The following is a 22,725-nucleotide window of genomic DNA, read 5'->3' as shown; positions in this document are numbered from 1 at the left end:
GGATCACCCGAGGAGGTAGATCGCGGCGAAGAGCGCGATCCACACGACGTCGACGAAGTGCCAGTAGTACGAGGTGACGACTGCACCGGTCTGCTGGGCGTGGCTGTAGTTGCGGGTGGTGTACGTGCGGCCGATGATCAGCAGGAAGGCGATCAGACCGCCCGTCACGTGGATGCCGTGGAGGCCGGTCGTCAGGTAGAAGATCGAGGCCCAGGCGTCGGTGTCGATCGACACGCCCTCGCTGACGAGGGTGGCGTACTCGAGAATCTGACCGGAGACGAAGACGGCGCCGAAGATGTAGGTGAGGACGTACCACTCACGCATGCCCCAGCCGGCGACGTTGAGGATCGAGCCGGTCCGCGACTTCTGCCCGTGCTCCGCCCGCAGCACGCCGAGCTGGCACCACACCGACGAGACCACGAGGATCAGGGTGTTGGCGGCCGCGAAGGGGACGTTGAGCAGCTCGCCGTTCTGCTGCCACAGGTCCGGACGCATCCCCCGGACCGTGAAGAAGATGGCGAAGAGCCCGGCGAAGAACATCAGCTCGCTGGACAGCCAGACGATGGTGCCGACGGACACCATGTTGGGGCGGCTGACCGGACCCATCGTGGGGTCGGCGGGCACGTGCCCGGACACGTTTGAAGGCAGAGAAGTTGCAGTGGCCACGGAGCCATTATGTCCCCCTCCCTCCCGGGGTGTGCGCCACCCCCCTCCGCGAGTCTCGTGAGGCACCTCACCGCTACGATCTGGGGCATGACCGGTACCTCCCAGGAGACTCCCTTCGCCCGCGCACAGGACGGCACCGCCGCCGCCACGGGCGTCGTCTCGGTGCAGGTCCTCCTGCACAGCGACAACATCACCACCCGCGACGCCGTGCGCGCCGCGCTCGGGCGCCGCCCGGCCAAGGACGTCGAGATCGCGGGGTGGCGCGAGTGCGCCACGGCCGACGCGGTGATCGAGGCCGTGGAGGCCGGGGGCATCGACCTGCTGATCCTCGACGGCGAGGCAGCCAAGCTCGGCGGACTCGGCCTGTGCCGTCAGCTGAAGTCCGAGGTCCTCGGCTGCCCTCCGGTCCTCGTGCTCACCGGTCGCCCCCAGGACGGCTGGCTCGCGACCTGGTCGATGGCCGACGCCCACGTGCCCCACCCCGTGGACCCGATCGTCCTCGCCGACGCGGTCGCCGGCCTGGCCCGGGGCGTGGCGGCCCGATGACGGGTGCGGGCACCCACACCTGGCCCGTCCTGCTCACGCAGCTCCTCTCCGGTGGTGACCTGAGCTCCGACCAGACCTCGTGGGCCATGAGGGAGATGATGTCCGGCGACGCGGCCCCCGCGCAGATCGCCGGCTTCCTCGTCGCGCTGCGGGCGAAGGGGGAGACCGTCACCGAGCTGCGCGCGCTGGCCGACGTCATGCTCGAGCACGCGCTGCCGATCCAGGTCTCGGGCCCCACGCTCGACATCGTCGGCACCGGCGGCGACATGGTCGGCACGGTCAACATCTCGACGATGTCCTCGATCTGCATCGCCGCGACCGGCGTCCGCGTCGTCAAGCACGGCAACCGCGCCTCGTCCTCCAAGTCCGGCTCGGCGGACGTCCTCGAGGCCCTCGGCGTCAACCTGACGCTGCCCGCGGACGAGGTGGCCGCGATCGCGGGCACGGCCGGGATCACCTTCTGCTTCGCGCAGACCTTCCACCCCTCCTTCCGGCACACCGCGGCCCCGCGCCGCGACCTCGGGGTGGGGACGGCGCTCAACGTCCTGGGCCCGATGACCAACCCCTCGCGCCCGACGTACTCCGTCGTCGGCGTCGCGGACTCGTCCGTGGCGCCGCTCATGGCCGGCGTCTTCGCGCAGCGGGGGACCGATGCCCTCGTCTTCCGCGGGGACGACGGGCTGGACGAGCTGACCGTCGCCGACGGCTCGCACGTGTGGTGGGTCGCCGGGCAGGAGATCCGCGAGCTGCACCTCACCCCGGAGCAGGTCGGGCTGCCCCGCAGCCCGCTCGAGTCGCTCAAGGGCGGTCTGGCGGAGGACAACGCGCAGGTCGCGCGTGATCTCTTCGCCGGGGCACGCGGCCCGGTCCGTGACGCCGTGGTCCTCAACTCCGGGGCCGCGGTCGCCCTCTCTCGGGCCGGCGGGCGGGTCCCGCAGGACCCCGTCGCGGCGATCCGCGCCGGCATGGACGTCGTCGAGGAGGTCCTCGACTCCGGTGCGGCCGCCACCCAGCTCGATCGCTGGGTCGAGGCGACCGCCCGCCCCGCGTCGTCCTAGGGCGACGCGGGGCAGCGGTCGGTCGGGGTCACTCCAGGCCGATGCTGAAGGCCGCGTCGAGGTCGTGCCGGCTGTAGGCGCGGAAGGCGATGTGCGTCGAGGTGTCGACGATCCCCTCGACCTTGTTGAGCCGGCCGGCGATGACCTCGTTGAGCTGCTCGTGCTGGTGGACGCGCACCATCGCGATGAGGTCGGCGTCCCCGGCCACCGAGTAGACCTCGCTGACGCCCTCGAGCTCGGCGACGGTCTCGGCGACCTCGGGGATCCTGGCGGTGTCGGCGTGGATGAGGACGATGGCAGTGATCACGAGGCCCACCCTAGAGCAGGCGCCAGCTCGCCGTGGGCGGCCGCTGCGCCTCCCACGGGGCAGGTCCACTCGCCCTCGATGTCGACCAGGCGGGTGCCCTCGGCCTCGAGCCAGCGCAGGACCAGCTCGGTCTCCTCGGCGAGCGCCCCGGTCCCGGGTGCGGTCGGTGCGGCGACGACCTCGGCGCTGGCCCGCAGCGCCGCGACGTAGGGCATCGGGTCGGCGCCGACGGGGGAGTGCGAGCTGCCGGCGAGCCGGCCGTGGCGCACGCACACGAGGTCCCAGCCGCCGCGCGGGGTACGGCGGGCCGCGACGATCTCCGCCGCCTGCCGCACCGGCGCGGCGCGCTGGGTGCGCGACGCGGCGCGGACGAGGGCCGCGAGCCGGTCGCGCAGCGCGGCCGCCTCCTCGTAGCGCTCGTCCCCGGAGAGCGTGGTCATCCGCTGCCGCACCGCCGCCACGGCCGCGCGGGAGTCGCCGACGAGCACGTCGACGGCCTCGCCGACGGTGACGGTGTACTCGTCGACGCCCACCGCGCCCGTGCACGGGGCCGCGCACCGACCCATGTCAGCCAGGGCGCACGCCGACGTCGGGCGGCGCGGGGAGATGCGCGTCAGGCACTGGCGCAGCGGCACCGCGTCGTGCAGGGCGGCCATCGCGTCCTCGGCGCCGCTCCGCGAGCCGAAGGGTCCGGCGTAGGCCAGGTCGTCCGGCCCGACGCTGCGCACGATCGACAACCGGGGGAAGGCCTCGTCGGTCAGCTTCAGCCACCACACCTTCTCCGGGTGGCGCGAGCGGCGGTTGTAGCGGGGTTTGTGGGCGGCGATGAGCCGCAGCTCGCGCACCTGGGCCTCGAGGGTGGTCGCGCAGACGATCGGCGTCACCTCGGCCGCCAGACGCACCATCTCACCCATGCGTCGGCGCTGCTCGGAGGCGGTGAAGTACGAGCGCACGCGCGAGCGGATGTCGACGGAGGTCCCCACGTAGAGGGCCTCGCCCCGGTCGTCCTTGAAGACGTAGACCCCCGGGGCCGAGGGCAGGCCGTCGGCGAGCACCCGCTTGCGCCGCACCTCGTCGCTCACCCTCGAGGTGTAGGAGCCGAGCTCCTCGAGCGTGTCGACGCCGACGGAGCCGAGCCGTCCGATGAGGCCGTGGAGGACGTCGACCGTCGCGCGGGCGTCGTGCAGCGCCCGGTGGTCCGGCGTCGTCGTCGCCCCGAAGACACGTGCCAGCGTCGCCAGCTTGTGGTTGGGGACCTCGTCCCGGGAGACCACCTGTCGCGCCAGCCGTACCGTGTCGAGCACCTGCGGGGCCGGCCACCGCAGGTCGTGGGCGGCGCACGCGGCCTTGAGGAAGCCGATGTCGAAGCCCGCGTTGTGCGCGACGAGCACCGCTCCCTTCGCGAACTCGAGGAAGCTGGCCACCGCCTCCCCGGTGCGCGGTGCGTCGCGGACCATGGCGTCGGTGATGCCGGTGAGCGACTGGATGAAGGCGGGGATCGGCTCACCCGGGTTGACGAAGGTCTGCAGCTCGCCCAGCTCCACGCCACCGCGGACCTTGACCGCGCCGATCTCGGTGATCCCGCAGTCGCGCGGTGACCCGCCCGTCGTCTCGAGGTCGACGACGACGAAGGTGACCTCGGCCAGTGGTGTGCCGAGATCACCGAGCCTGTCCTGGACGACCTCCATGCCGACGACCGTAGGTGGGGCCACCGACAACCCGGGGGATGCGCGCCGTGGCAGGCTCGTCGCATGCGCACGATGGACGACCTGGAGGACGTGGCCGGGTACTACACGTACTTCGCGCGGCAGGAGGCGAAGGGGGAGTCACCCACCTTCGAGAGGTGGGCGGCGGGCGTGGCCGAGGACCCGACGGTCCTCGACCTGCTGTCCGGGCTGCCGGTGCCCAAGCGCCAGCCCAACCTCGTCTTCGCGGCCGCCCGGTGGCACGGCGCGGTGACGCCCTCGGACTACCCGGTGCTGCGTGAGGTCCTGCTGACCCGCTGGGAGCAGGTGCGGGCCACCGTCCTGGAGCACTCGACGCAGACCAACGAGGTGGGGCGCAGCGCGACGCTGCTGCCCGTGCTCGCCGGGCTGCCCGGCCCGCTCGCCCTCGTCGAGGTGGGCTCGAGCGCCGGGCTGTGCCTCCACCCCGACCGTTGGTCCTACCGGTACGTCGACGAGGCGGGTACCGAGATGGCCCGGCTCGACCCGGCCGAGGGCGTCTCGCCGGTCGTCCTCCGGTGCACCGTGCGCGGACCGGTGCCGCTGCCCCCTTCGCTCCCGCAGGTCGTGCACCGCGGTGGCGTCGACCTCAACCCGCTCGACCCGTCCGACGAGGAGACCGCGGCCTGGCTCGGGACGCTCGTGTGGCCCGAGCACGAGGACCGGCGCGCTCGTCTGGCGGCGGCCTGCCGGGTGGCCGCGGGAGCGCCCGTCGACGTGGTCCGCGGCGACCTGCTCGTCGGGGTGGACGAGGCGGTCGCCCGCGCCCGGGCAGCGGCGCCGGACGCGACCCTGGTGCTCTTCCACTCCGCGGTCATCGCCTACCTCGACGCCGCCGGCCGTCGCCGGTGGTCCGAGGTCGCCACGGCCACGCTCGAGCGGGTGCGGGCGGAGGGCGGCCGGGCGCACTGGGTGAGCAACGAGGGGCCGGGTGTGCTCCCGGAGGTGGCCGCGGGCGCGGGGTGCGGGCCGGCGACGTCGGCCGACTTCTGCCTCGGTCTCGACGGTCGCGGCATGGGCTGGACCCACGGTCACGGTCGTCACCTGACATGGTGCTGAGGAGCGTTGTCGGGGGTCGCTCCTAGCGTGGTCGGTGCCGGGATGGACCCGGTGACGACGAGGAGGTGACGGACATGGCCCGTCGACCCGGAGCACCCCTGACGATCGACTGCGGTACCTGCCCCGTCCAGCACGTCGGCTGCGCCGACTGCATGGTCACGGTGCTCTACTCGCCCGAGGTGCCGGTGGCCGGCGAGGGGGAGGAGATGCCTCTGGACCGCCGTGAGCGGGAGGTGCTCTCCCGGCTCGTCGCGTCGGGGCTCGTCGCGCCGCAGACGGCGACCGGGGCCCGCGCCGTGCGCGAACCCCGGTCCCGGTACGACGACCTGCGCAGCGCCGCGGGCTGAGCCCGGGCCCCCGCGGCCGTGAGGCCGGTCAGCTGCCGTAGAGGCTCTCCACCTCGTCCTCGAAGTCGCGCATGATGATGTTGCGCTTGAGCTTCAGCGACGGGGTGAGGGTGCCGTTCTCCTCGGTGAAGTCCTCGGGGAGGACAGAGAACTTTCGGATCGACTCGGCCTTGGACACGGCCTTGTTGGCCTCGTCGACGGCGCCCTGGATCTCGGCGAGCACGGTCTCGTCGGTGCGGGCCTGCTCGAGCGTGAGCGTGCCCAGGCCGTGGTTGGCGGCCCATCCCGGCAGCATCTCCTCGTCGAGCGTGACGAGCGCGGCGATGAAGGGCTTGCCGTCGCCGACGACGAGGCACTGGCTGATGATCGGGTGCGCGCGCAGCCGGTCCTCGAGCACCGCCGGGGCGACGTTCTTGCCGCCCGCCGTGACGAGGATCTCCTTCTTGCGGCCGGTGATCTTGAGGTAGCCGTCCTCGTCGAGCTCACCGAGGTCGCCGGTGTGGAACCAGCCGTCCTTGATGGCCTCGAGGGTGGCCCCCTCGTTGCCGTGGTAGCCGGCGAGGATGTTCAGACCCTGGATGAGCACCTCGCCGTCGTCGGCGATGCGCACGCTCACGCCCGGCAGCGGCGGGCCGACGGTGCCGATCTTGACCTTGTCCGGGACGTTGACCGTCGCGGGGGCGGTGGTCTCGGTGAGGCCGTAGCCCTCGAGGATCGTCACGCCGATGCCGCGGAAGAAGTGGCCCAGGCGCGTGCCGAGCGGCGCGCCGCCGGACACGGCGTACTCGACCTTGTCGCCCATCTTGGCGCGCAGCTTGCTGTAGACGAGCTTGTCGAAGACGGCGTGCTGGACCTTGACCTTGAGCGGGATGCTCCCGGTGTCCTGGCCCTCGGACCAGGCGATGGCCACGTCGGCGGCCCGGGCGAAGATCTTGCCCTTGCCGTCGGCCGTGGCGGTCTCGTTGGCCTTGTTGAAGATCTTCTCGAAGACCCGCGGCACGGCGAGGATGAAGGTCGGTCGGAAGGACTGGAAGTCCTCGAGGATGTTGGCGATGTCGGCGCTGTGGCCCATCCGGCGATTGGCGACGACGGCGAGGACCTCGATGAACCGGGCGAAGACGTGCGCGAGCGGCAGGAAGAGCAACGTCGACGCGTCGTCCTTGCCCAGCACGGCATCGAGCTTGGCGACCGTGTTCTCCGCCAGGCCGAGGAAGTTGTCGTGCGTCAGCTCGCAGCCCTTGGGCCGACCGGTCGTGCCGGAGGTGTAGATGATCGTGGCGATGGAGGAGCGGCCGCGACCGGCGATGCGCTCGTCGAGCTGCGCGTCGTCCACCCGGGCGCCCTCGACGGTGATCGACTCGAGGTCGCTGTGGTCGATGACCCAGACCTGCTCGATGCCGGGCACCGCGGCGCGGGCCTCCTCGGCGACCGAGGCGTGGTGGGCGGTCTCGACGACGAGGAAGCGCACCCCGGCGTCCTGGGTGATCCACTCGACCTGCTCGGGGGAGCTGGTCTCGTAGATCGGCACGGGCACGCCGCCCGCCATCCAGGTCGCGAAGTCGAGGAGGGTCCACTCGTAGCGCGTGCGGGCCATGATCGCGAGCCGGTCACCCTCGTCGAGGCCCTTGGCGATGAGTCCCTTGGCGAGCGCGCGGGCCTCGTGGTTGAACTGGGAGGTCGTGACGTCGCGCCACGCACCGGACTCCTTGATGGTGAAGGCGACCCGCTGCGGGTCCGTCGCCGCGTTGCGACCCGGCAGGTCCGCCAGGGAGTCGGTGGGGTCGCCCTCGATGAGTCGGGGCATGGAGCTGTCGATCACGGGATCTCCTTCGTTCGGCGTCGGTGCACGGACCGGGCACGTGCAGGCCTGCGGCGAGCCTACCCATGCGCCCGGGCTGCCCGCGGGGAGCGCAGTCGTGACCGTGGCCATACTGGTCCCATGCCCGTCCGCCGCCGCACCGTCGACGTCGTCGACGAGACCTTCGTGCGCGCCGCGCCCGAGGTCGTGCGCGCCGCGCTCGACGTCCCCGGCGTCCTCGACGAGTTGTGGCCCGGGCTGCAGCGGGAGGTCGTGCAGGACCGCGGGACGAAGGGGGTGCGCTGGCGGACCGGGGGAGAGGTCGAGGGCCGTCTGGAGATCTGGCTCGAGGAGGGCCACGGCGGCACGATCATCCACCACTACGTCCACGGCGAGCAGCGGGGCGGGCCGTGGCGCTGGACCAGGGCGCACCGCCGCCGGTGGAAGGCCGGCGTCCACGACATCAAGGACCGTCTCGAAGGGCGTACGCGCTAGTCTCCCCACCATGGCCGACAGCACCCGCTCCAGCATCGTCATCGACTCCGCGCCCGGCGAGGTGCTCGACATCATCGCCGACCTCGAGGCGTACCCGGAGTGGGCCAAGGAGATCAAGAACGTCGAGATCCTCACCGAGGACGGCGACGGCTGGCCGGACCAGGCGGTCTTCACCCTGGACGCCGGCGCGATCAAGGACACCTACACGCTGGACTACGCCTGGGAGGTCGACGAGGACGGTGTCGGCGTCGCCTCGTGGACGCTCGTCGAGGCCACGGTGCTCAAGGCGATGGACGGGTCATACACGCTCGCCGCGACCGAGGGCGGCGGCACAGAGGTCAGCTACGCCCTGACCGTCGACGTCAAGATCCCGATGCTCGGCATGCTCAAGCGCAAGGCCGAGAAGGTCATCGTCGACACGGCCCTGCGGGACCTCAAGAAGCGCGCCGAGGGCTGAGGGGGACGTGCGCGCCCACCTCGTCGTCGGCGGGGGCGACCACGGCCCCGCGGTCAGAGACGGGGTGCTCGCCGCCCTTCGCCCCCACCACCACGTCGTCCTGCCCGGTCCGGTCGACCGCCCGGACGACCCCGTGACGACGGCGATCGAGAGCCACCTCGACCGCCTGCTGTCCGCGCTCGACCTGCCCGCCCCGGTCGTCGGGGACCTCGTCGCGGCCGTCCTACCGTCCGAGCTCTCGGCGCTGCTGCGCCTCGCCCGCGGCATCGAGCAGGCCGGCCTCGCCGGGCACGAGCTCGTCGTCGACCTCGACATCGAGGTGGCCCGGGTCCTCGACGTGCCCCAGCGCGTCGCACGGGCGTGCGCGGCCTTCGTCCCCGTCGTCGCCCGGTGGGAGGTGCTCGTCGCCCCCGAGGGCATCGGCGCCCTGCCGCACCCCGACCGACCGGTGCTCATGGCCCTGCGGGAGGCCGCCCGGCTCCTCGAGCTGCTCGACGCCGCCCTGGCCGACCCGACCGACACGACGATCCACCTCGCACCACCCGAGGGCCCGGTAGGTGCCGCCCGCCGCGCCGACGCCGAGGTGCTCCTGGCCCTCATGGGGCGCACCCTCACCGCCGTGCACCCCAGCGGAGGAGCCGGCGTCGAGCACCTGCCCTCCCCACCGGCCGAGCACGGCGCACGCGTCGAGCGTGGGGCCGGCTGCTGGTACCTGCACCTCGACGTCCCGGGCGTGCGCGCGAGCGACCTCGACCTCGTGCGGCACGAGGACGAGATCGTCCTCGGGTGTGCCGGACGTACCCGCCGCGTGCGGCTGCCCTCGGTGCTGCGCCGCTGCGACATCGACCGCGCCGGGGTGGCCGGCGGTGTCCTCACGCTGACGATGACCCCCGACGAGGCGGTGTGGCCGCGTGGTTGACGACCCGGACCCCTTCGGCGAGGCCCAGGCCGTCGTCGTCCAGCTCCTGCGCGTGCTCGCCGAGGTCGACCTCGACGGGCTCGGCGAGGACCTGCGCCGGCTCGACAACGCGACGAGCCGCCGGGCAGTCACCGGCGCCACGCTCCTCGCCGAGGCCATCACACGCGCCACCCTCGGCGCCGGGCCCGTGGCCGACGCCCTCGGCGTCGAGCTCGGCGCGCCGCCGGAGCACGTGCCCCTGCGCGCCCGGGGTGTGAGGATTCAGGTCCACGACGACGAGCTCACCGCCGGCCGCGCCGGCGCCACCGACCCACGAGGGGACAGATGACCTCCACCACCGCCATCGGCATCGACATCGGCGGGACCAAGATCGCCGGGGCGCTCGTCGGCCCCGACGGGCTCGTCACGCACCGCGTGCGGGTCGCCACCCCCGACGACACCGCCGCGATCGTCGACGTGACGGCCGAGCTCGTCGAGACCCTCTCCGCCGCGGCGGACGGTGAGGTCGCCGGCACCGGCGTCGCGTGCGCGGGCCTGGTCGACGGACGCACCGGCAAGGTCTGGTACGCCCCCAACCTGCCCTGGCGTGACCTCGACCTCGGGCAGGAGGTCGGCCGCCGGGTCGGCCGCGCGGTCCTCGTCGAGAACGACGCGAGCGCGGCGGCGTGGGGCGAGTACCGCTACGGCGCCGGCCGCGACTGCGACGACATGGTGCTCGCCACCGTCGGCACCGGCGTGGGGGGTGGCTGCATCATCGGCGACCGGCTGCTGCGCGGGGCCTTCGGCATCGGCGGCGAGATCGGGCACGTGACCCTCGACTCGCGCGGTCCGCGGTGCGGCTGCGGCAACGACGGCTGCCTCGAGGCCTTCGCCTCCGGCACCGCGCTGGAGCGGCGGGCTCGTGAGGTCCTCGCCTCGGGGGTCCCGCAGGCCGCCGCCCTGCGCGAGCGGTGCCGCGGCGACGTCGAGGCACTCACCGGCCAGGACGTCACCGAGCTCGCCCAGCAGGGCGACCCGGCCTGCGTCGAGCTCCTCGCCGAGCTGGGGACGCACCTGGGCCACGGGCTCGCCTCCGTCTGCGCGGTGCTCGACCCCTCTCTGGTCGTCGTCGGCGGCGGGGTCGCCGACGCGGGCGACCTCCTCCTGCGGCCGACCGCGGAGGCCGTGGCCAGCCGGCTCGTCGGGCGGGGTCACCGCCCTTCGCCCCGGGTCGTGCCCGCCACCCTCGGCAACGACGCCGGTCTCGTCGGAGCCGCCACGCTCGCCCGGGAGGCGAACGCATGAGCACGAGCATCGGCATCGACATCGGCGGGACCAAGGTCTCCGGCGGCGTCCTCGACGCGGACGGGCGCATCCTCGTGCGCACCCGCAGGGACACGCCGGACCGCTCCAACGCCCCGGCCGTCGTCGAGGACACGATCGTCGAGGTCATCGAGGAGCTGCTCGGCCTCGCCGACGAGCAGGGGGTCGAGCGCCCCACGACCGTCGGCGTCGGTGCCGCCGGCTTCGTCGCCGCCGACCGGTCGACGGTGGTCTTCGCGCCGCACCTGTCCTGGCGCAACGAGCCCCTGCGCGAGGCCCTCGGCCGGCGCATCGACCTGCCGATCTCCATCGACAACGACGCCAACGCGGCCCTGTGGGCCGAGCACCGCTTCGGCGCCGCCCGGGGCGCCACGCACGCGGTGATGATCACCCTGGGCACGGGCATCGGCGGCGCCATCATCGTCGGCGGGCACCTCGTGCGCGGCCGCTACGGCATCGCCGGCGAGTTCGGCCACATGCAGGTCGTGCCCGGCGGCCAACGCTGCGAGTGCGGCAACCGGGGGTGCTGGGAGCAGTACTCCTCGGGCAACGCGCTCGTGCGCGAGGCCCGCGGCCTCGCGATGGCCAACTCGCCGATGGCCACGGACCTGCTCGCGCACGCCGGCGGTGACCCGGCCTCGCTCACGGGCCCCATGATCACCGAGGCGGCCAAGCAGGGCGATGCCACCGCGACCGAGCTGCTCACCGAGATCGGCCACTGGCTCGGCGTCGGCATCGCCAACCTCGCCGCAGCGCTCGACCCGGAGGTCTTCGTCATCGGCGGCGGCGTGAGCGCGGCCGGCGACCTGCTGCTCGCGCCGGCCCGCGACACCTTCGCGCGCCAGCTCACCGGTCGCGGGTACCGCCCCGCGGCGACGATCGTCGCCGCGCGCTTCGGACCCGACGCCGGGCTCATCGGGGCCGCCGCGCTGGGGGCCGAGGAGCAGGTGTGAGCCTGCGCGTCGCCTCGTACAACCTGCGGGCCCTCCAGGACGACGTCGCGGCCCTGGCCCGGACGGTGCGGGCCATCGACCCGGACGTGCTGTGCCTCCAGGAGGTCCCGTGGATCGGGCCGGTCAACCACCGGATCAGCGACTTCGCCCGGCGCTGCGGCCTCGTCTGGTCCGGGCGCAGCCAGCGCGCGGGGCAGACGAGCGTCCTGACCAACCTGCGCACCAACGTGCTCTCGGTGACCCACCACCCCCTCCCCGCGAGCTCCTGGCGCGACCGGCGCGGCTTCGCGGTCACCCGGGTCGCCCCCTTCGGCCACACCTCCGTCTCGGTCGCGAGCGTCCATCTGGGTCTCGACGCGCAGGAGCGCCTGCGGCACGCCCGGCAGATCATGGAGACGCTCGTGGCGGTCCCCGGGCCGGCGCTGCTCGCCGGCGACCTCAACGAGCAGTCCGACGGTGCCGCCTGGCAGCTCTTCGGCGGGGCGATGCGGCCGGTGAGCCAGCTCGTGCCGACCTATCCGTCGGCCTCGCCCGACCGGGTCCTCGACGTCGTCTTCGCCACGCCGGACGTCACCGTGCTGCCGCACACGGAGGTGCCGTGGGTGTGGGAGGACCTCAAGGCAGGGACCGACCACCGACCCGTCTGGGTCGACATCGAGACCACGCAGCTGCCCGGGGGCGCGAGGACCAGCACGGGGGAGTGAGCCGCCGGCTCAGACCTGTGCGCCGCGGGTCGGGTCGTCGTCCCGGTCCGGCGGCTGGCGCACGACGAGGCAGGCGAAGCCGCCCACGGTCAGCCCGAGCACGACCCACATCGCCCAGGCGCCGACGTCCGGGCGCACGACGACGAGCCAGATGAGGCCGAGCGGGCCGAGGACGAGACCGAGGATCGCGCCCCAGAAGAGTCGGTCGGTCGTCGGCGGCAGCGGCCGCGGCGGGGGCGGCGTGTAGCCCTCGTCGTCGCCGGCCGAGCCGGGGTCCTCGTCGGACGACAGGAGGGCGTCGGCGACGGAGCTGGTCGGGTCGACGCGCCACGGCACGGGGTGCTGCGCCTCGGGACCGGGTCCCGGGTCGACCTCGGGTGCGGGCTCGGGGGTGCGCGGCCGCAGGGCGTCGCGCACATCCGCGGTGCTCTGCCGGCGCTCGTGCCCGGGCACCTCGTCGGGGACCTCGTCCCACCGCGCGATGATGGACTCGAAGACGGCGTCGACGTCCGGCTCGTCAGGGTGCTGTCGCTCCACCATCACCGTGTCCCGCCCGTCCGTGCCCGCCCGCTCCGTCGCACCCATCCTCGCACGCGCCGCAAGGCCGCTGGCTACCGTAGAGTTCGCTCGATCTGGAGGTGGTGTGACGGTGCTGTACTGGTTGCTGAAGAAGGTCGTCCTGGGACCCGTGCTCAAGGTCCTCTTCCGACCGCGCGTCGAGGGACTCGAGCACGTGCCCGAGCGGGGCGCCGCCATCTTCGCGAGCAACCACCTCTCGTTCTCGGACTCGATCTTCCTGCCGCTCGTCGTCGACCGCCGGATGACCTTCCTCGCGAAGTCGGACTACTTCGAGGGGCCGGGGATCAAGGGGTGGCTCACCGCCGCCTTCTTCCGCGGGGTCGGCCAGCTGCCGATCGACCGCAGCGGCGGCAGGGCCAGCGAGGCCGCCCTGCGTGCCGGGCTCAGCGTGCTGGAGGAGGGCGACTTCCTCGGCCTCTACCCCGAGGGCACGCGCTCGCCCGACGGGCGCCTCTACCGCGGCCGCACCGGCGTCGCCCGCATGGCGCTCACCGCCGGTGTGCCGGTCATCCCCGTCGCGATGATCGACACCGACAAGGCCCAGCCGACCGGTCAGGTCATCCCCAACATCCGGCGCATCGGCGTCAGGATCGGCGCTCCCCTCGACTTCTCCCGCTACGAGGGGATGGAGGGCGACCGGTTCGTCCTGCGCTCGATCACCGACGAGATCATGTACGAGCTCATGCAGCTCTCCGGCCAGGAGTACGTCGACATGTACGCGACGTCGATGAAGGAGAAGCTGCTGACCCGCGCGAGGCGCCGGGCCCGCGCCCTGCAGGACGCTGCCCGCCCCGGGCGGGCCGCGCCGGAGCTCGAGGAGGCCATCGAGCGGGCCGACACCCCCGGCCCCGACCCCTGGGCCGAGGAGAGCCGGGACGGGCTGTAGCCCATGACGCTCGACCCGGGCGCGAGCTCCCTGCGCCGGCACTACCACCCGACGCCGCTCTTCGACAGCGCAGGTGGACGTGGGCTCGCGGTCTACCGATTCGTCTCCCTCGCGTACGCCGCCATCCTCGTGGGCACCCACCGCGAGCACGTCGTGCTGTGGTGGCCGATCATCGCCTTCTTCGGCGTCGCCCTCGCCTGGTCGGTGGTGGCGCCGCTGCTGCCCCGGCCGACGTGGTGGGCGATCGGTCTCGAGCTGACCATCGCCTGCGCCGGCATCTTCCTCACCAGCGAGGTCTACACGCCGGCGCAGGTGAGCGCCGGCATCTCGACGGTGCCGGGGGTCTGGAGCGCCTCCGGCGTCGTCGCCGGCGCGCTGCTGGCCGGGATGCGCGGCGGGGTCATCGCGGCGACCGTCATCGCCGCCGCCAACCTCGTCCAGGCCGAGGAGGCCGGCCAGCTGACCTGGCACAACATCTTCCTGCTGTACATCCTCGGCCTCCTCATCGGTCTGGCCGTCCAGCTGGCCCGCGAGAGCCAGAAGCGCCTCGAGCAGGCGCTCGCCGTCAGCGAGCGGCTCGCCGAGCGGGAGCGCATCGGTCGGGAGGTGCACGACGGCGTGCTCCAGGCACTCGCGCTGATCCACCGGCGTGGACGGGCGCTCGGGGGCGAAGGGGAGGTCCTCGCCGACCTCGCCGCTGACCAGGAGCGGTCCCTGCGCACCCTCATCACCCGCTTCGAGCCGGCAGCCGGGCAGGACCGCGGGACCGGCGCGACCGCGGTGACCGACCTCGCGGCCCGGCTCGCCTCCCTTCGCTCCGGGGTGGTGGACGTCGTCCTGCCCGCCGGCGCGGTGCGGGTCGCGGCCGGCACGGCGGACGAGGTCGAGGCAGCCGTCCGCGCGGCGCTCGACAACGTCGCCCGGCACGCCGGGGACGGCGCCCGGGCCTGGGTGCTCCTCGACGCGGACGACCACGGGATCGAGGTCGTCGTCCGGGACAACGGGATCGGGCTGGCCCCCGACCGGCTCGTGCAGGCGGCGCAGGAAGGACGGCTCGGGCGAGCAGCTCGATCCGCGGGCGCATGCTCGACCTCGGCGGCGACGCCAGCTGGCGCACCCCCGCCGCGGGTGGCACGACGCTCACCCTGACCCTCCCGACCTCGCCCGTGGCAGGCTCCACCCCATGAGCGAGCCCGCCGTCCCCCTGAAGGTCCTCGTGGCCGACGACCACCCGCTGTGGCGGGACGCCCTCGTGCGCGACCTCGAGGAGGCCGGTTTCGACGTCGTCGGCACGGCGGCCGACGGTCCCTCGACGGTGCGCCGCACCCGGGCGACGGTCCCGGACGTGCTCGTCCTCGACCTCAACCTGCCGCAGATGCGCGGCGACGAGGTCTGCACCGCCATCAACGACCTGCCGACGACGGTCCTCATCCTCTCCGCGAGCGGCGAGGAGCACGATGTGCTCGCAGCGGTCAAGGCCGGTGCCAGCGGCTACCTCGTGAAGTCCGCGTCGCCGGCCGAGATCCGCGATGCCGTGGCCGCGACCGGGGCCGGCGAGGCCGTCTTCACCCCCGGGCTCGCCGGGCTCGTGCTCGGCGAGTTCCGGGAGATGAGCTCGCGGGCGCGCGCCGCCCCGGAGCCCACCGCGGCGGCGTCCTCACCGGTGCCCGAGCTCACCGAGCGGGAGACCGAGATCCTGCGGTACGTCGCGATGGGCATGACGGCCAAGGAGATCGCCGCGGACCTCGTCCTGTCGCACCGGACGGTGCAGAACCACGTGCAGAACATCCTCGGCAAGCTCCACCTGCACAACCGGGTCGAGCTGACCCGGTTCGCGATCAGCCGGGGTCTCGACACCCCGGAGTGATCCTGTGCCTCCTGTGCGCCGCCCTGTGCCGTCCTCTGGCTGGACGGGTGCGGGGGCGAAGGGAGCCGCGGCCTATCCTTGTCGGGTGACCACCGCAGTGCCCTCGCCCATGACCGCCGCCTCCATCGACAGCGACCTGCCGGCCGCCCAGCAGCCGAGCTGGCCGGACCGCGGTGCCCTCGACGCCGCCGTGGCGCAGCTGGCGACCTATCCGCCGCTCGTCTTCGCCGGCGAGTGCGACAACCTGCGTGACCGGATGGCTGCGGCCTCGGTCGGCGAGGCCTTCGTGCTCCAGGGTGGCGACTGCGCCGAGACCTTCGTCCACGCCACCGCCGACAACATCCGCGACCGGATCAAGACGGTCCTGCAGATGGCGGCCGTCCTCACCTACGGCGCCGGCATGCCCGTGGTGAAGATGGGCCGGATGGCCGGGCAGTTCGCCAAGCCCCGCAGCAAGGACACCGAGACCCGTGACGGCGTGACCTTGCCCGCCTACCGCGGCGACATGGTCAACGACTTCGCGTTCACCCCCGAGTCGCGCCACCCCGACCCGCAGCGCCTGCTCCGCGGCTACCACACGAGCGCCGCGACGCTGAACCTCGCCCGGGCGTTCACGCAGGGCGGGTTCGCCGACCTGCGCCGCGTGCACGACTGGAACGTCGGCTTCGTCTCCAACGCCGCCAACCGTCGCTACGAGGGCCTGGCCCGCGAGATCGACAAGGCCATGCGCTTCATGGCGGCCTGCGGCGTCGACTTCGAGGCGATGCGGGCCACCGAGTTCTGGTCCGCGCACGAGGCGCTGCTCCTGGACTACGAGCGGCCGATGACGCGTGTCGACTCGCGCACCGGCGACCTGTACGACACCTCGGGGCACTTCCTGTGGATCGGCGAGCGCACCCGCCAGATCGACCACGCGCACCTCGACTTCGTCAGCCGCATCCGCAACCCCATCGGCATGAAGGTCTCCGACAAGGCCGACCCGGACGAGCTGCTGCGGATCATCGACCTGCTCGACCCGCACCGCGAGCCGGGCCGCCTGACCTTCATCACCCGCATGGGTGCGGACAAGATCCGTGCGGCCATGCCGCCGATCGTGGAGAAGGTCCGCGACTCGGGTGCCATCGTCACCTGGATCTGCGACCCCATGCACGGCAACACCTTCGAGTCGGCCTCCGGGTTCAAGACGCGCAACTTCGACGACGTCGTCGACGAGGTGCGCGGGTTCTTCGAGGTCCACCGCTCGCTCGGGACCGTCCCCGGCGGTCTGCACGTCGAGCTCACCGGCAACGACGTCACCGAGTGCCTCGGTGGAGCCGAGCGGATCCTCGACGAGGACCTCAACAAGCGCTACGAGAGCGTCTGCGACCCGCGCCTGAACCACCAGCAGAGCCTCGAGCTGGCCTTCCTCACCGCGGAGATGCTCGGCGAGGTCTGAGCCGAGCGTGCCGGGGGGCGCGCCCCCGGCACTCACCGGCCCGGGTGTCCGCCCCGGCACACGAGCACGGCGACGATCGACGCCGTGCTCGTGAGCACCCCGCCCCACAGGGTGTCGGCGACGGAGACCACCACCGGCCAGCCCTCGAGGACGGCGAGGTTGGTGAACCCGAAGGTCGCGTAGGAGCAGACACCGAGCAGTGCGCCGCGCACGAGCGCGGTGCGCACGGAGCGCGCGTCGAGCGCCGGAGCGACGACGAGCGCGGTCGTGCCGATGACGTACACGACGTAGAAGACGGCGGCGGCCCACGCCACCACCGGCTGGGCGAGACGCCCCCCGAGCTCGGCCTCGTACAGGGGGCCGGCGACCAGCCCGATCCACAGGGCGTCGAGCAGGCCGATGACGAGCGCGACGACGGCTGCCGGCAGCACCCACCGGCGCACCGGTCCCGTCCTGTCGGCGGCGGGGTCGTCGGCGGCCATCAGACGACGAGGATCGTGACCGTGGAGCCCTTGGGCGCTGTGCCGCTGCCCGGGCGGGACGCGCGGACCTCGTCGAGCACGCCGCCGAGGAAGGTCTGCACCGAGACCTTGAACCCGGCGGCCTGGAGCTTCTGCGTGGCGGCGGCGCGGCTCAGGCCCTCGACCTGCGGGACCGTCACCATCTCGGGGCCCTTGGACACCGTGAGCGTCACGGTCTCGCCGCGGGTGAGGGTGCCGCTCGCCGGGGCCTGGCTGATGACGCTGTCCTTGGGCACGGTGGTCGACCAGGCGTCGTCGGCGCGGGCGACGTCGAAGCCCTTGCCCTCCAGCGTGCTCGTCGCGGCCGCGGTGGTCTGCCCGACGACGGACGGCACGGGGATCGGCTCGGGGCCCTTGGAGACGACGAGGTCGACCGTGGCGTCGCGCTTGAGCTCGGTGCCGGCCGCGGGTGCGGACGAGACGACCTCGCCGGCAGGGACCTCCTCGTCCCAGGCCTGGGTCGTCGTGCCGGTCGCGAGGTGGCGGCGCTCCAGGTCGGCGGTGGCCTGCGCCGTGGTCCGTCCCTCGAGGTCGGGGACCTCGTACCGCTCGGGCCCGCGGGAGAAGACGACCGTGACGTCCGCTCCCTTCGACAGCTCGGTGCCGGTGGGCGGGTTGGAGGTGATCGCGGCGCCGGCGGGCACGGACTCGTCGAAGGCGCGCTCCTCCGCCAGCCGCAGCTCGTGGGCGCCGAGGGTGGCCTCGACCTCGGTGCGCTCCTGCCCCGCGACGTCGGGGACGAGGACGACGCTGCCGGGGCCCTCCTGGGTCCACCACCAGCCGCCGCCGGCCGCCACCAGCGCGGCGAGCAGGAGGGCGACGAGGGCGCCGCGACGGCGCCGCCGCACCCGGGAGGACGAAGGGGGAGTCCCCGCACCTGCCGCAGCGGGCGAGTCCTCGCTCGCCGGCTGCGCGCTCGGCCTCGCGATCGCACGTGTGTGGGAGGGGCGCGGGTGCGCCACCGTGGCGGCCGCGCCGGCGGACGCGCGCTCCGTCGGTGCGCGGCGGTGGTCCAGCTCGTCAGGGGTGAGGTCGGCGCGCACGCGCTGCACCTCGGCGAGGTAGGCGCCCGCGTCGCGGGGTCGCTCGTCGGGGTCGCGGTGGGTCGCGAGCGCGACGAGGTCGTCGAGCCCTTCCGGCAGCCCGGCCACGCGCTCGGAGGGCGCGGGGACGGAGCCGTGCACGTGCTGGAAGGCGACGTGGATCGGCGACTCGCCGGCGACGGCGCGCTGCCCGGTGAGCAGCTCGAAGAGGATCAGGCCGGCCGCGTAGACGTCGCTGCGGGCGTCGGCGATGCCCCGCTCGACCTGCTCGGGGGAGAGGTAGGCGACGGTGCCGAAGAGCACGCCGTCGTCGGCGGTGGTCGTCTGCGAGGTGACGGCGCGGGCGAGCCCGAAGTCCGCGACCTTGATCGGGCCCCGGTCGGGGATCAGGATGTTCTCGGGCTTGACGTCGCGGTGGATGTAGCCCGCCTCGTGCGCGGCGGCGAGCCCGGTGAGCACGGCCTCGATGATGTCGAGCGCGGCACGCGGGGTGAGCGCGCCCTCCTCGTCGAGCACGGCACGGGCGGTGCGTCCCTCGACGTACTCCATGGCGAGGAAGACCCGCCCCCCGTCCTCGCCCTGGTCGAAGACCGGGACGACGTTGGGGTGGCTGAGCCGGGCGGCCGAGCGCGCCTCGCGGCGGAAGCGGGAGACGAAGGTCTCGTCCGCGGCGAGGTCGCGCCGCATGACCTTCAGGGCGACCTCGCGGTCGAGGCGGGTGTCGGTGGCCAGCAGGACCGTCGCCATGCCGCCGTCGGCGATGTGCCGCAGCACCCGGTACCTGCCGTCGACGAGCTCGCCGACGAGGGGGTGCGCGGATGCGGTGGTCATCCTCGAAGTCTAGGTTCGACCCCGACGAACGTCCGTCACATCCGGCTTCGGAGCGCCTTGACGTTGGCGACGTACTGCTTGGTGTCGCTGTACATGCCGTTGCTCTGCACCGAGGCGAGGCCCTGGTAGTAGCCGGCGATGGCGTCGGAGGTCGAGCCGGCCTGCTGGGTCAGGGTCTTCAGCAGCAGCACACCGGCGGTGATGTTGTCGTCGGTATCGAGCAGGTCGAGCTCTCGCCCGGCCATCTGGGAGGCCCAGTCGCCGGAGCTCGGGATGACCTGCATCGTGCCGACGGCGTTGGCGACGGAGACCTGCCGCTGGTCCCAGCCGGACTCCTGGTAGGAGATCGCGAGCGCGATCGAGGGGTCGAGGCCGTGCTGGCGGGAGATCCGGGTGATCTTGCGACGGACCTCCTCGCGGCTCGGGACGGAGCGCCCCGCCAGGGTCGAGCGGTTGCGCTCGGCCGCGGCGACGATCTCGTCGGGGTAGGTGCGTCCGGCGAAGGTGTTGGCCGAGGTCTGCTGCGGGCTCGCGGGCCGCGCGGCCGTACCGGTGACGAGCAGCCGGGTGCCGGGGTGGATGAAGTCGTCGGTCGAGACGCGGTTGAGCTTGGCCAGGCGGGCGAGGCTCATGTCGTAGCGCACGGCGATGCCGGAGAGGGTCTCGCCGGAGCGCACGGTGTGGCGGCTCGTGGGACGGCCCGCCGACCGCTTCGCCGGCTTGGCGGCCGTGCCGGTGACGCGCAGCGACTGGCCCGGGTGGATGAACCCCTCGGCGAGGTCGTTGAGCGAGCGCAGCCGGTCGACGCCCATGCCGTGGCGGGCGGCGATGCCGCTCAGCGTGTCGCCGCTGCGCACGGTGTAGGCGCGGGTCGAGCCGGAGCGCTGCGGTCGCGAGGACGAAGGGGAGGACGCGCCCGAGCCGCGGCCGGGCACCGTGAGTCGCTGGCCCGGGTGGATGAACTCGTCGGCGGACAGGTGGTTGCGCGAGAGCAGCGCCCGGACGGAGACGCCGTAGCGGGCGGCGATGTCATAGGCGGTCTCGCCGTCACGCACCGTGTGGTGGCGGCCGTGGACGGCGGACGAGGCGCTGGAGTGGGTGCTGGTCTCGGCGGTCAGGTCGATCGCCGGGGCCACAGGGGTGGCCGGGACGGGGACGAGCAGCGGAAGGACCACGATGACTCCTGGGTCGGGGGGTGTTCAGGTGCGTGTGTGACCTGTGTGGCGGGTGTGGCGGGTGTGGCGGAAGTGTTTGGCGTCTCGACGGTACCGAAGATCTTCCCGGGGCGCCGGACGAGACCGGGGCGCGTCCCCCTTCGTCACGGGCGGTGACACACTGGCCGACGTGAACGAGACGACCTCCACCGACACCTGGCTGACCCTCCCCGACCTCGCCGAGCAGCTCGGCGTGCGCATCTCCGAGGTGCGCCGCTGGCTCGACGAGCGCCAGCTCGTCGCCGTGCGTCGCGGCGAGCGCAAGGTGCTCTCGGTCCCGGCCGCCTTCATCGGCGAGGACGGGCCGCTGCCGGAGCTCGCCGGGACCTTCACCGTCCTCGCGGACGGGCGCTTCAGCGACGACGAGATCGTCGAGTGGATGTTCGCCCACGACGAGACGCTGCCCGGCGGGACGACCCCGATCGAGGCGATCCGCGCCGGCTTCAAGACCGAGGTGCGGCGCCGGGCGATGGAGGAGGCGCTCTAGCGCCTCAGGTGGCCCGGGCGGTCGTGACGTCGACGAGGTCGGCGAGGACCGTGCGGGCCGGCTCGCTGACGCCGGTCGCGTCGGCGAGGGCCGCGCGGGCGGCGTCGGCGCCGGCGGTGATGTCGGCCTCCACGCCGTCGAGCGCGCCGGTGTCGACGAGCAGCTCGCGAAAGGCCCCGACCTCGTCGCCCGTGAGGTCGGGTGCCCCGAGCCACTGGTCGATCCTGGTCGTCATGACGTCGTCGGCCCCGGCGAGCGCCCGGGCGATGAGCACGGTGCGCTTGCCCTCGCGCAGGTCGTCGCCGGCCGGCTTGCCGGTGACGTCCGGGTCGCCGAAGACGCCGAGGACGTCGTCGCGCAGCTGGAAGGCCTCGCCGAGAGCCAGGCCGTAGCGCGAGAGCGCCGCGAGGTCGGTCGCGGACGCGCCGCCGGCGGTGGCGCCGATGAGCAGGGGGTGCTCGATGGAGTACTTGGCGCTCTTGTAGCGGATGACCTGCCGGGCGGCGGCGACGCGCTCGTCGTCGTCGAGCCGCTGCCAGGGGCGCATCGAGGTGACGATGTCGAGGAACTGGCCGCCCATGAGCTGGCCGCGCATCCGCTCGAAGACCGGACGGGCGGCGGTCAGGGCCTGCGGGGGCAGGCCGGAGTCGGCGAAGAGGTCGTCGCACCAGCCGAGGCAGAGGTTGCCGGCGAGGATCGCGCCGGCCACGCCGAAGCGGTCCGGGTCGCCGTGCCAGGCGCGATCGGCGTGGGAGCGGGCGAGCGCGCGGTGCATCGCGGGCCGACCGCGCCGGGTCTCGCTGTCGTCCATGACGTCGTCGTGGATGAGCGCCGCGGCCTGGAAGAGCTCCATCGAGGCGGCGAGCGAGACCGCGCCGTCGTGGTCGTCCTGCCCGGCGGCGCGCCAGCCCCAGTAGGCGAAGCCGGCGCGCAGGCGCTTGCCGCCGCGCAGCAGGGTGCGCACGGGCGCGGTGAGGTCGACGACGTCGGGGCCGACCTCGGCGAGCTCGCTCTCCCAGCGGTCCAGCTCGGCGTCGATCCGGTCCTGGACCCGCGAGCGCAGGTCATCCCGGTCCAGCGGGTGCGGCACGTGTGCTCCAGTGGCGAGGGGGACAGGGCTGGACCCAGCCTACGTGGCGGGGGTTGACGCGCTGTCGGGACCTCGGTCTATCGTTGTTCGAACAGGTGTTCGAGGACGAAGGAGTGGTCATGGTCAGGCGCGTCGAGGAGACCATCGAGGTACGGGTGGGCGAGACCTCGCCGGAGCAGTTCCTGTGGAGGGGGCGGCTGTACCGGGTGACCGAGGTCGTCGACCACTGGCAGGAGCGGCACGCGTGGTGGCGCTCGAGCGGTGGGCAGCCGCTGGCGCAGGTGCCGCTCGCCCGGGAGGTGTGGCGGGTGAGCGCCCAGCGCGGCCGGAGCAGCTCGCCCGGCGTCTACGACCTGGGCGTCGACAGCGCAGCGGGTGACGGCGCGTCCGTCGCCGGCGGGTGGCTGCTCCTGCGGACGCAGGACTGAGGTGGGGGT

At 73.4% G+C, this 22,725-nt stretch carries 26 protein-coding genes; 17 read left to right on the top strand and 9 right to left on the bottom strand.

Going from position 1 to position 22,725, the window contains the following annotated elements; genetic code table 11:
- Positions 1–3: 3 nt before the first annotated feature.
- Positions 4–606, bottom strand: a complete 603-nt coding sequence (gene ctaE / locus JT1_RS06260; protein WP_068325427.1) for an aa3-type cytochrome oxidase subunit III — start codon at positions 604–606, stop codon at positions 4–6.
- A gap of 147 nt (positions 607–753) precedes the next feature.
- On the opposite strand from ctaE, the gene JT1_RS06255 reads away from it, so the two are divergent.
- Entirely contained in the window at positions 754–1,212 is a 459-nt protein-coding gene (locus tag JT1_RS06255) for a response regulator transcription factor (protein WP_068324760.1), read from the top strand.
- A complete protein-coding gene (gene trpD, locus JT1_RS06250) occupies positions 1,209–2,270 on the top strand; it encodes an anthranilate phosphoribosyltransferase (RefSeq protein WP_068324758.1) in 1,062 nt (353 codons plus the stop codon). The genes JT1_RS06255 and trpD overlap by 4 nt, the downstream gene beginning before the upstream one ends.
- 28 nt (positions 2,271–2,298) lie before the next feature.
- Here trpD and JT1_RS06245 read toward each other — a convergent pair whose 3' ends face one another.
- Both JT1_RS06245 and JT1_RS06240 read right to left on the bottom strand, forming a co-directional pair.
- Positions 2,299–2,577, bottom strand: coding sequence for an Lrp/AsnC family transcriptional regulator (locus tag JT1_RS06245; RefSeq protein ID WP_068325425.1), 279 nt, complete (start codon positions 2,575–2,577; stop codon positions 2,299–2,301).
- On the bottom strand, positions 2,574–4,265 hold the full coding sequence (locus JT1_RS06240) for a DEDD exonuclease domain-containing protein (RefSeq protein ID WP_068324756.1): 1,692 nt from the start codon (positions 4,263–4,265) through the stop codon (positions 2,574–2,576). The genes JT1_RS06245 and JT1_RS06240 overlap by 4 nt, the downstream gene beginning before the upstream one ends.
- 63 nt (positions 4,266–4,328) lie before the next feature.
- On the opposite strand from JT1_RS06240, the gene JT1_RS06235 reads away from it, so the two are divergent.
- Complete coding sequence (locus JT1_RS06235; protein WP_082807506.1) at positions 4,329–5,360, top strand: DUF2332 domain-containing protein; 1,032 nt, start codon at positions 4,329–4,331, stop codon at positions 5,358–5,360.
- Positions 5,361–5,434: 74 nt separating this feature from the next.
- Entirely contained in the window at positions 5,435–5,707 is a 273-nt protein-coding gene (locus JT1_RS06230) for a hypothetical protein (protein ID WP_245634694.1), read from the top strand.
- A 28-nt stretch (positions 5,708–5,735) separates the two neighbouring features.
- Here JT1_RS06230 and JT1_RS06225 read toward each other — a convergent pair whose 3' ends face one another.
- Positions 5,736–7,526, bottom strand: a complete 1,791-nt coding sequence (locus JT1_RS06225; protein WP_068324752.1) for an AMP-dependent synthetase/ligase — start codon at positions 7,524–7,526, stop codon at positions 5,736–5,738.
- A 120-nt stretch (positions 7,527–7,646) separates the two neighbouring features.
- On the opposite strand from JT1_RS06225, the gene JT1_RS06220 reads away from it, so the two are divergent.
- From JT1_RS06220 to JT1_RS06190, 7 genes are read left to right on the top strand one after another with little or no spacing between them, the layout of a single operon-like run.
- On the top strand, positions 7,647–8,000 hold the full coding sequence (locus tag JT1_RS06220; protein WP_068324750.1) for a hypothetical protein: 354 nt from the start codon (positions 7,647–7,649) through the stop codon (positions 7,998–8,000).
- A gap of 10 nt (positions 8,001–8,010) precedes the next feature.
- Positions 8,011–8,457, top strand: coding sequence for an SRPBCC family protein (locus tag JT1_RS06215; protein WP_068324748.1), 447 nt, complete (start codon positions 8,011–8,013; stop codon positions 8,455–8,457).
- 7 nt (positions 8,458–8,464) lie between these two features.
- Positions 8,465–9,376 carry an ArsA family ATPase gene (locus JT1_RS06210; protein ID WP_068324746.1) on the top strand — a complete coding sequence of 304 codons (912 nt, stop codon included), beginning with the start codon at positions 8,465–8,467 and terminating at the stop codon, positions 9,374–9,376.
- The gene (locus JT1_RS06205; RefSeq protein WP_068324744.1) at positions 9,369–9,704 is read left to right on the top strand and encodes a hypothetical protein; all 336 of its coding nucleotides are present in this window, start codon (positions 9,369–9,371) and stop codon (positions 9,702–9,704) included. Before JT1_RS06210 ends, JT1_RS06205 begins: the two co-directional genes overlap by 8 nt.
- Positions 9,701–10,660: an ROK family protein gene (locus JT1_RS06200; protein ID WP_068324742.1), complete on the top strand. Its 960-nt coding sequence runs from the start codon at positions 9,701–9,703 to the stop codon at positions 10,658–10,660. The genes JT1_RS06205 and JT1_RS06200 overlap by 4 nt, the downstream gene beginning before the upstream one ends.
- Positions 10,657–11,631: an ROK family glucokinase gene (locus tag JT1_RS06195; protein WP_068324740.1), complete on the top strand. Its 975-nt coding sequence runs from the start codon at positions 10,657–10,659 to the stop codon at positions 11,629–11,631. The genes JT1_RS06200 and JT1_RS06195 overlap by 4 nt, the downstream gene beginning before the upstream one ends.
- Positions 11,628–12,335, top strand: a complete 708-nt coding sequence (locus JT1_RS06190; protein ID WP_068324738.1) for an endonuclease/exonuclease/phosphatase family protein — start codon at positions 11,628–11,630, stop codon at positions 12,333–12,335. Before JT1_RS06195 ends, JT1_RS06190 begins: the two co-directional genes overlap by 4 nt.
- A 9-nt stretch (positions 12,336–12,344) precedes the next feature.
- Here JT1_RS06190 and JT1_RS06185 read toward each other — a convergent pair whose 3' ends face one another.
- Complete coding sequence (locus JT1_RS06185; protein ID WP_068324736.1) at positions 12,345–12,920, bottom strand: hypothetical protein; 576 nt, start codon at positions 12,918–12,920, stop codon at positions 12,345–12,347.
- A 64-nt stretch (positions 12,921–12,984) separates the two neighbouring features.
- Between JT1_RS06185 and JT1_RS06180 the strand changes: the two genes are divergently transcribed.
- The 4 genes from JT1_RS06180 to JT1_RS06165 all read left to right on the top strand — a co-directional run bounded on the left by JT1_RS06180 (position 12,985) and on the right by JT1_RS06165 (position 17,102).
- Positions 12,985–13,800 (top strand): lysophospholipid acyltransferase family protein, encoded by an 816-nt coding sequence (locus JT1_RS06180; RefSeq protein ID WP_068325421.1) that lies wholly within the window; start codon positions 12,985–12,987, stop codon positions 13,798–13,800.
- A 3-nt stretch (positions 13,801–13,803) separates the two neighbouring features.
- Positions 13,804–14,949 carry an ATP-binding protein gene (locus tag JT1_RS06175; RefSeq protein ID WP_068324734.1) on the top strand — a complete coding sequence of 382 codons (1,146 nt, stop codon included), beginning with the start codon at positions 13,804–13,806 and terminating at the stop codon, positions 14,947–14,949.
- Between the two features lie 34 nt (positions 14,950–14,983).
- Positions 14,984–15,667 carry a response regulator gene (locus JT1_RS06170; protein WP_068324732.1) on the top strand — a complete coding sequence of 228 codons (684 nt, stop codon included), beginning with the start codon at positions 14,984–14,986 and terminating at the stop codon, positions 15,665–15,667.
- Between the two features lie 109 nt (positions 15,668–15,776).
- Positions 15,777–17,102: a class II 3-deoxy-7-phosphoheptulonate synthase gene (locus tag JT1_RS06165; RefSeq protein ID WP_068324730.1), complete on the top strand. Its 1,326-nt coding sequence runs from the start codon at positions 15,777–15,779 to the stop codon at positions 17,100–17,102.
- 32 nt (positions 17,103–17,134) lie between these two features.
- Here the strand turns inward: JT1_RS06165 and JT1_RS06160 are convergent, their stop codons facing one another.
- The 3 genes from JT1_RS06160 to JT1_RS06150 are packed head-to-tail and all read right to left on the bottom strand — an operon-like array spanning position 17,135 to position 20,672.
- Positions 17,135–17,584 carry a DUF2177 family protein gene (locus JT1_RS06160; protein WP_068324719.1) on the bottom strand — a complete coding sequence of 150 codons (450 nt, stop codon included), beginning with the start codon at positions 17,582–17,584 and terminating at the stop codon, positions 17,135–17,137.
- A complete protein-coding gene (gene pknB, locus JT1_RS06155) occupies positions 17,584–19,497 on the bottom strand; it encodes a Stk1 family PASTA domain-containing Ser/Thr kinase (RefSeq protein WP_068324716.1) in 1,914 nt (637 codons plus the stop codon). Before pknB ends, JT1_RS06160 begins: the two co-directional genes overlap by 1 nt.
- Before the next feature lie 35 nt (positions 19,498–19,532).
- Positions 19,533–20,672 carry a LysM peptidoglycan-binding domain-containing protein gene (locus tag JT1_RS06150; RefSeq protein WP_068324714.1) on the bottom strand — a complete coding sequence of 380 codons (1,140 nt, stop codon included), beginning with the start codon at positions 20,670–20,672 and terminating at the stop codon, positions 19,533–19,535.
- 169 nt (positions 20,673–20,841) lie between these two features.
- Here JT1_RS06150 and JT1_RS06145 point away from each other — a divergent pair, with 169 nt between their 5' ends.
- On the top strand, positions 20,842–21,198 hold the full coding sequence (locus tag JT1_RS06145) for an Rv2175c family DNA-binding protein (RefSeq protein ID WP_082807505.1): 357 nt from the start codon (positions 20,842–20,844) through the stop codon (positions 21,196–21,198).
- Positions 21,199–21,202: 4 nt separating this feature from the next.
- On the opposite strand, the gene JT1_RS06140 is transcribed toward JT1_RS06145, so the two are convergent.
- Positions 21,203–22,288, bottom strand: a complete 1,086-nt coding sequence (locus JT1_RS06140; protein WP_068324712.1) for a polyprenyl synthetase family protein — start codon at positions 22,286–22,288, stop codon at positions 21,203–21,205.
- A 119-nt stretch (positions 22,289–22,407) separates the two neighbouring features.
- On the opposite strand from JT1_RS06140, the gene JT1_RS06135 reads away from it, so the two are divergent.
- Positions 22,408–22,716, top strand: a complete 309-nt coding sequence (locus JT1_RS06135; protein ID WP_068324710.1) for a DUF6504 family protein — start codon at positions 22,408–22,410, stop codon at positions 22,714–22,716.
- Positions 22,717–22,725: the final 9 nt, after the last annotated feature.

It is taken from the genome of Janibacter terrae NBRC 107853 (assembly GCF_001591405.1).
GTDB lineage: Bacteria > Actinomycetota > Actinomycetes > Actinomycetales > Dermatophilaceae > Janibacter > Janibacter terrae.
Note: the sequence above shows the minus strand (reverse complement) of the source record. Positions and strands in the feature narration are given on the sequence as shown.

Coding starts and splice junctions, on each gene's coding strand:
- trpD (WP_068324758.1), top strand. CDS start 1,209: ATGACGGGTGCGGGCACCCACACCTGGCCCGTCCTGCTCACGCAGCTC.
- JT1_RS06255 (WP_068324760.1), top strand. CDS start 754: ATGACCGGTACCTCCCAGGAGACTCCCTTCGCCCGCGCACAGGACGGC.
- JT1_RS06230 (WP_245634694.1), top strand. CDS start 5,435: ATGGCCCGTCGACCCGGAGCACCCCTGACGATCGACTGCGGTACCTGC.
- JT1_RS06200 (WP_068324742.1), top strand. CDS start 9,701: ATGACCTCCACCACCGCCATCGGCATCGACATCGGCGGGACCAAGATC.
- JT1_RS06175 (WP_068324734.1), top strand. CDS start 13,804: ATGACGCTCGACCCGGGCGCGAGCTCCCTGCGCCGGCACTACCACCCG.
- JT1_RS06195 (WP_068324740.1), top strand. CDS start 10,657: ATGAGCACGAGCATCGGCATCGACATCGGCGGGACCAAGGTCTCCGGC.
- JT1_RS06135 (WP_068324710.1), top strand. CDS start 22,408: ATGGTCAGGCGCGTCGAGGAGACCATCGAGGTACGGGTGGGCGAGACC.
- JT1_RS06170 (WP_068324732.1), top strand. CDS start 14,984: ATGAGCGAGCCCGCCGTCCCCCTGAAGGTCCTCGTGGCCGACGACCAC.
- JT1_RS06165 (WP_068324730.1), top strand. CDS start 15,777: ATGACCGCCGCCTCCATCGACAGCGACCTGCCGGCCGCCCAGCAGCCG.
- JT1_RS06235 (WP_082807506.1), top strand. CDS start 4,329: ATGCGCACGATGGACGACCTGGAGGACGTGGCCGGGTACTACACGTAC.
- JT1_RS06215 (WP_068324748.1), top strand. CDS start 8,011: ATGGCCGACAGCACCCGCTCCAGCATCGTCATCGACTCCGCGCCCGGC.
- ctaE (WP_068325427.1), bottom strand. CDS start 606: ATGGGTCCGGTCAGCCGCCCCAACATGGTGTCCGTCGGCACCATCGTC.
- pknB (WP_068324716.1), bottom strand. CDS start 19,497: ATGACCACCGCATCCGCGCACCCCCTCGTCGGCGAGCTCGTCGACGGC.
- JT1_RS06240 (WP_068324756.1), bottom strand. CDS start 4,265: ATGGAGGTCGTCCAGGACAGGCTCGGTGATCTCGGCACACCACTGGCC.
- JT1_RS06185 (WP_068324736.1), bottom strand. CDS start 12,920: ATGGGTGCGACGGAGCGGGCGGGCACGGACGGGCGGGACACGGTGATG.
- JT1_RS06160 (WP_068324719.1), bottom strand. CDS start 17,584: ATGGCCGCCGACGACCCCGCCGCCGACAGGACGGGACCGGTGCGCCGG.
- JT1_RS06220 (WP_068324750.1), top strand. CDS start 7,647: ATGCCCGTCCGCCGCCGCACCGTCGACGTCGTCGACGAGACCTTCGTG.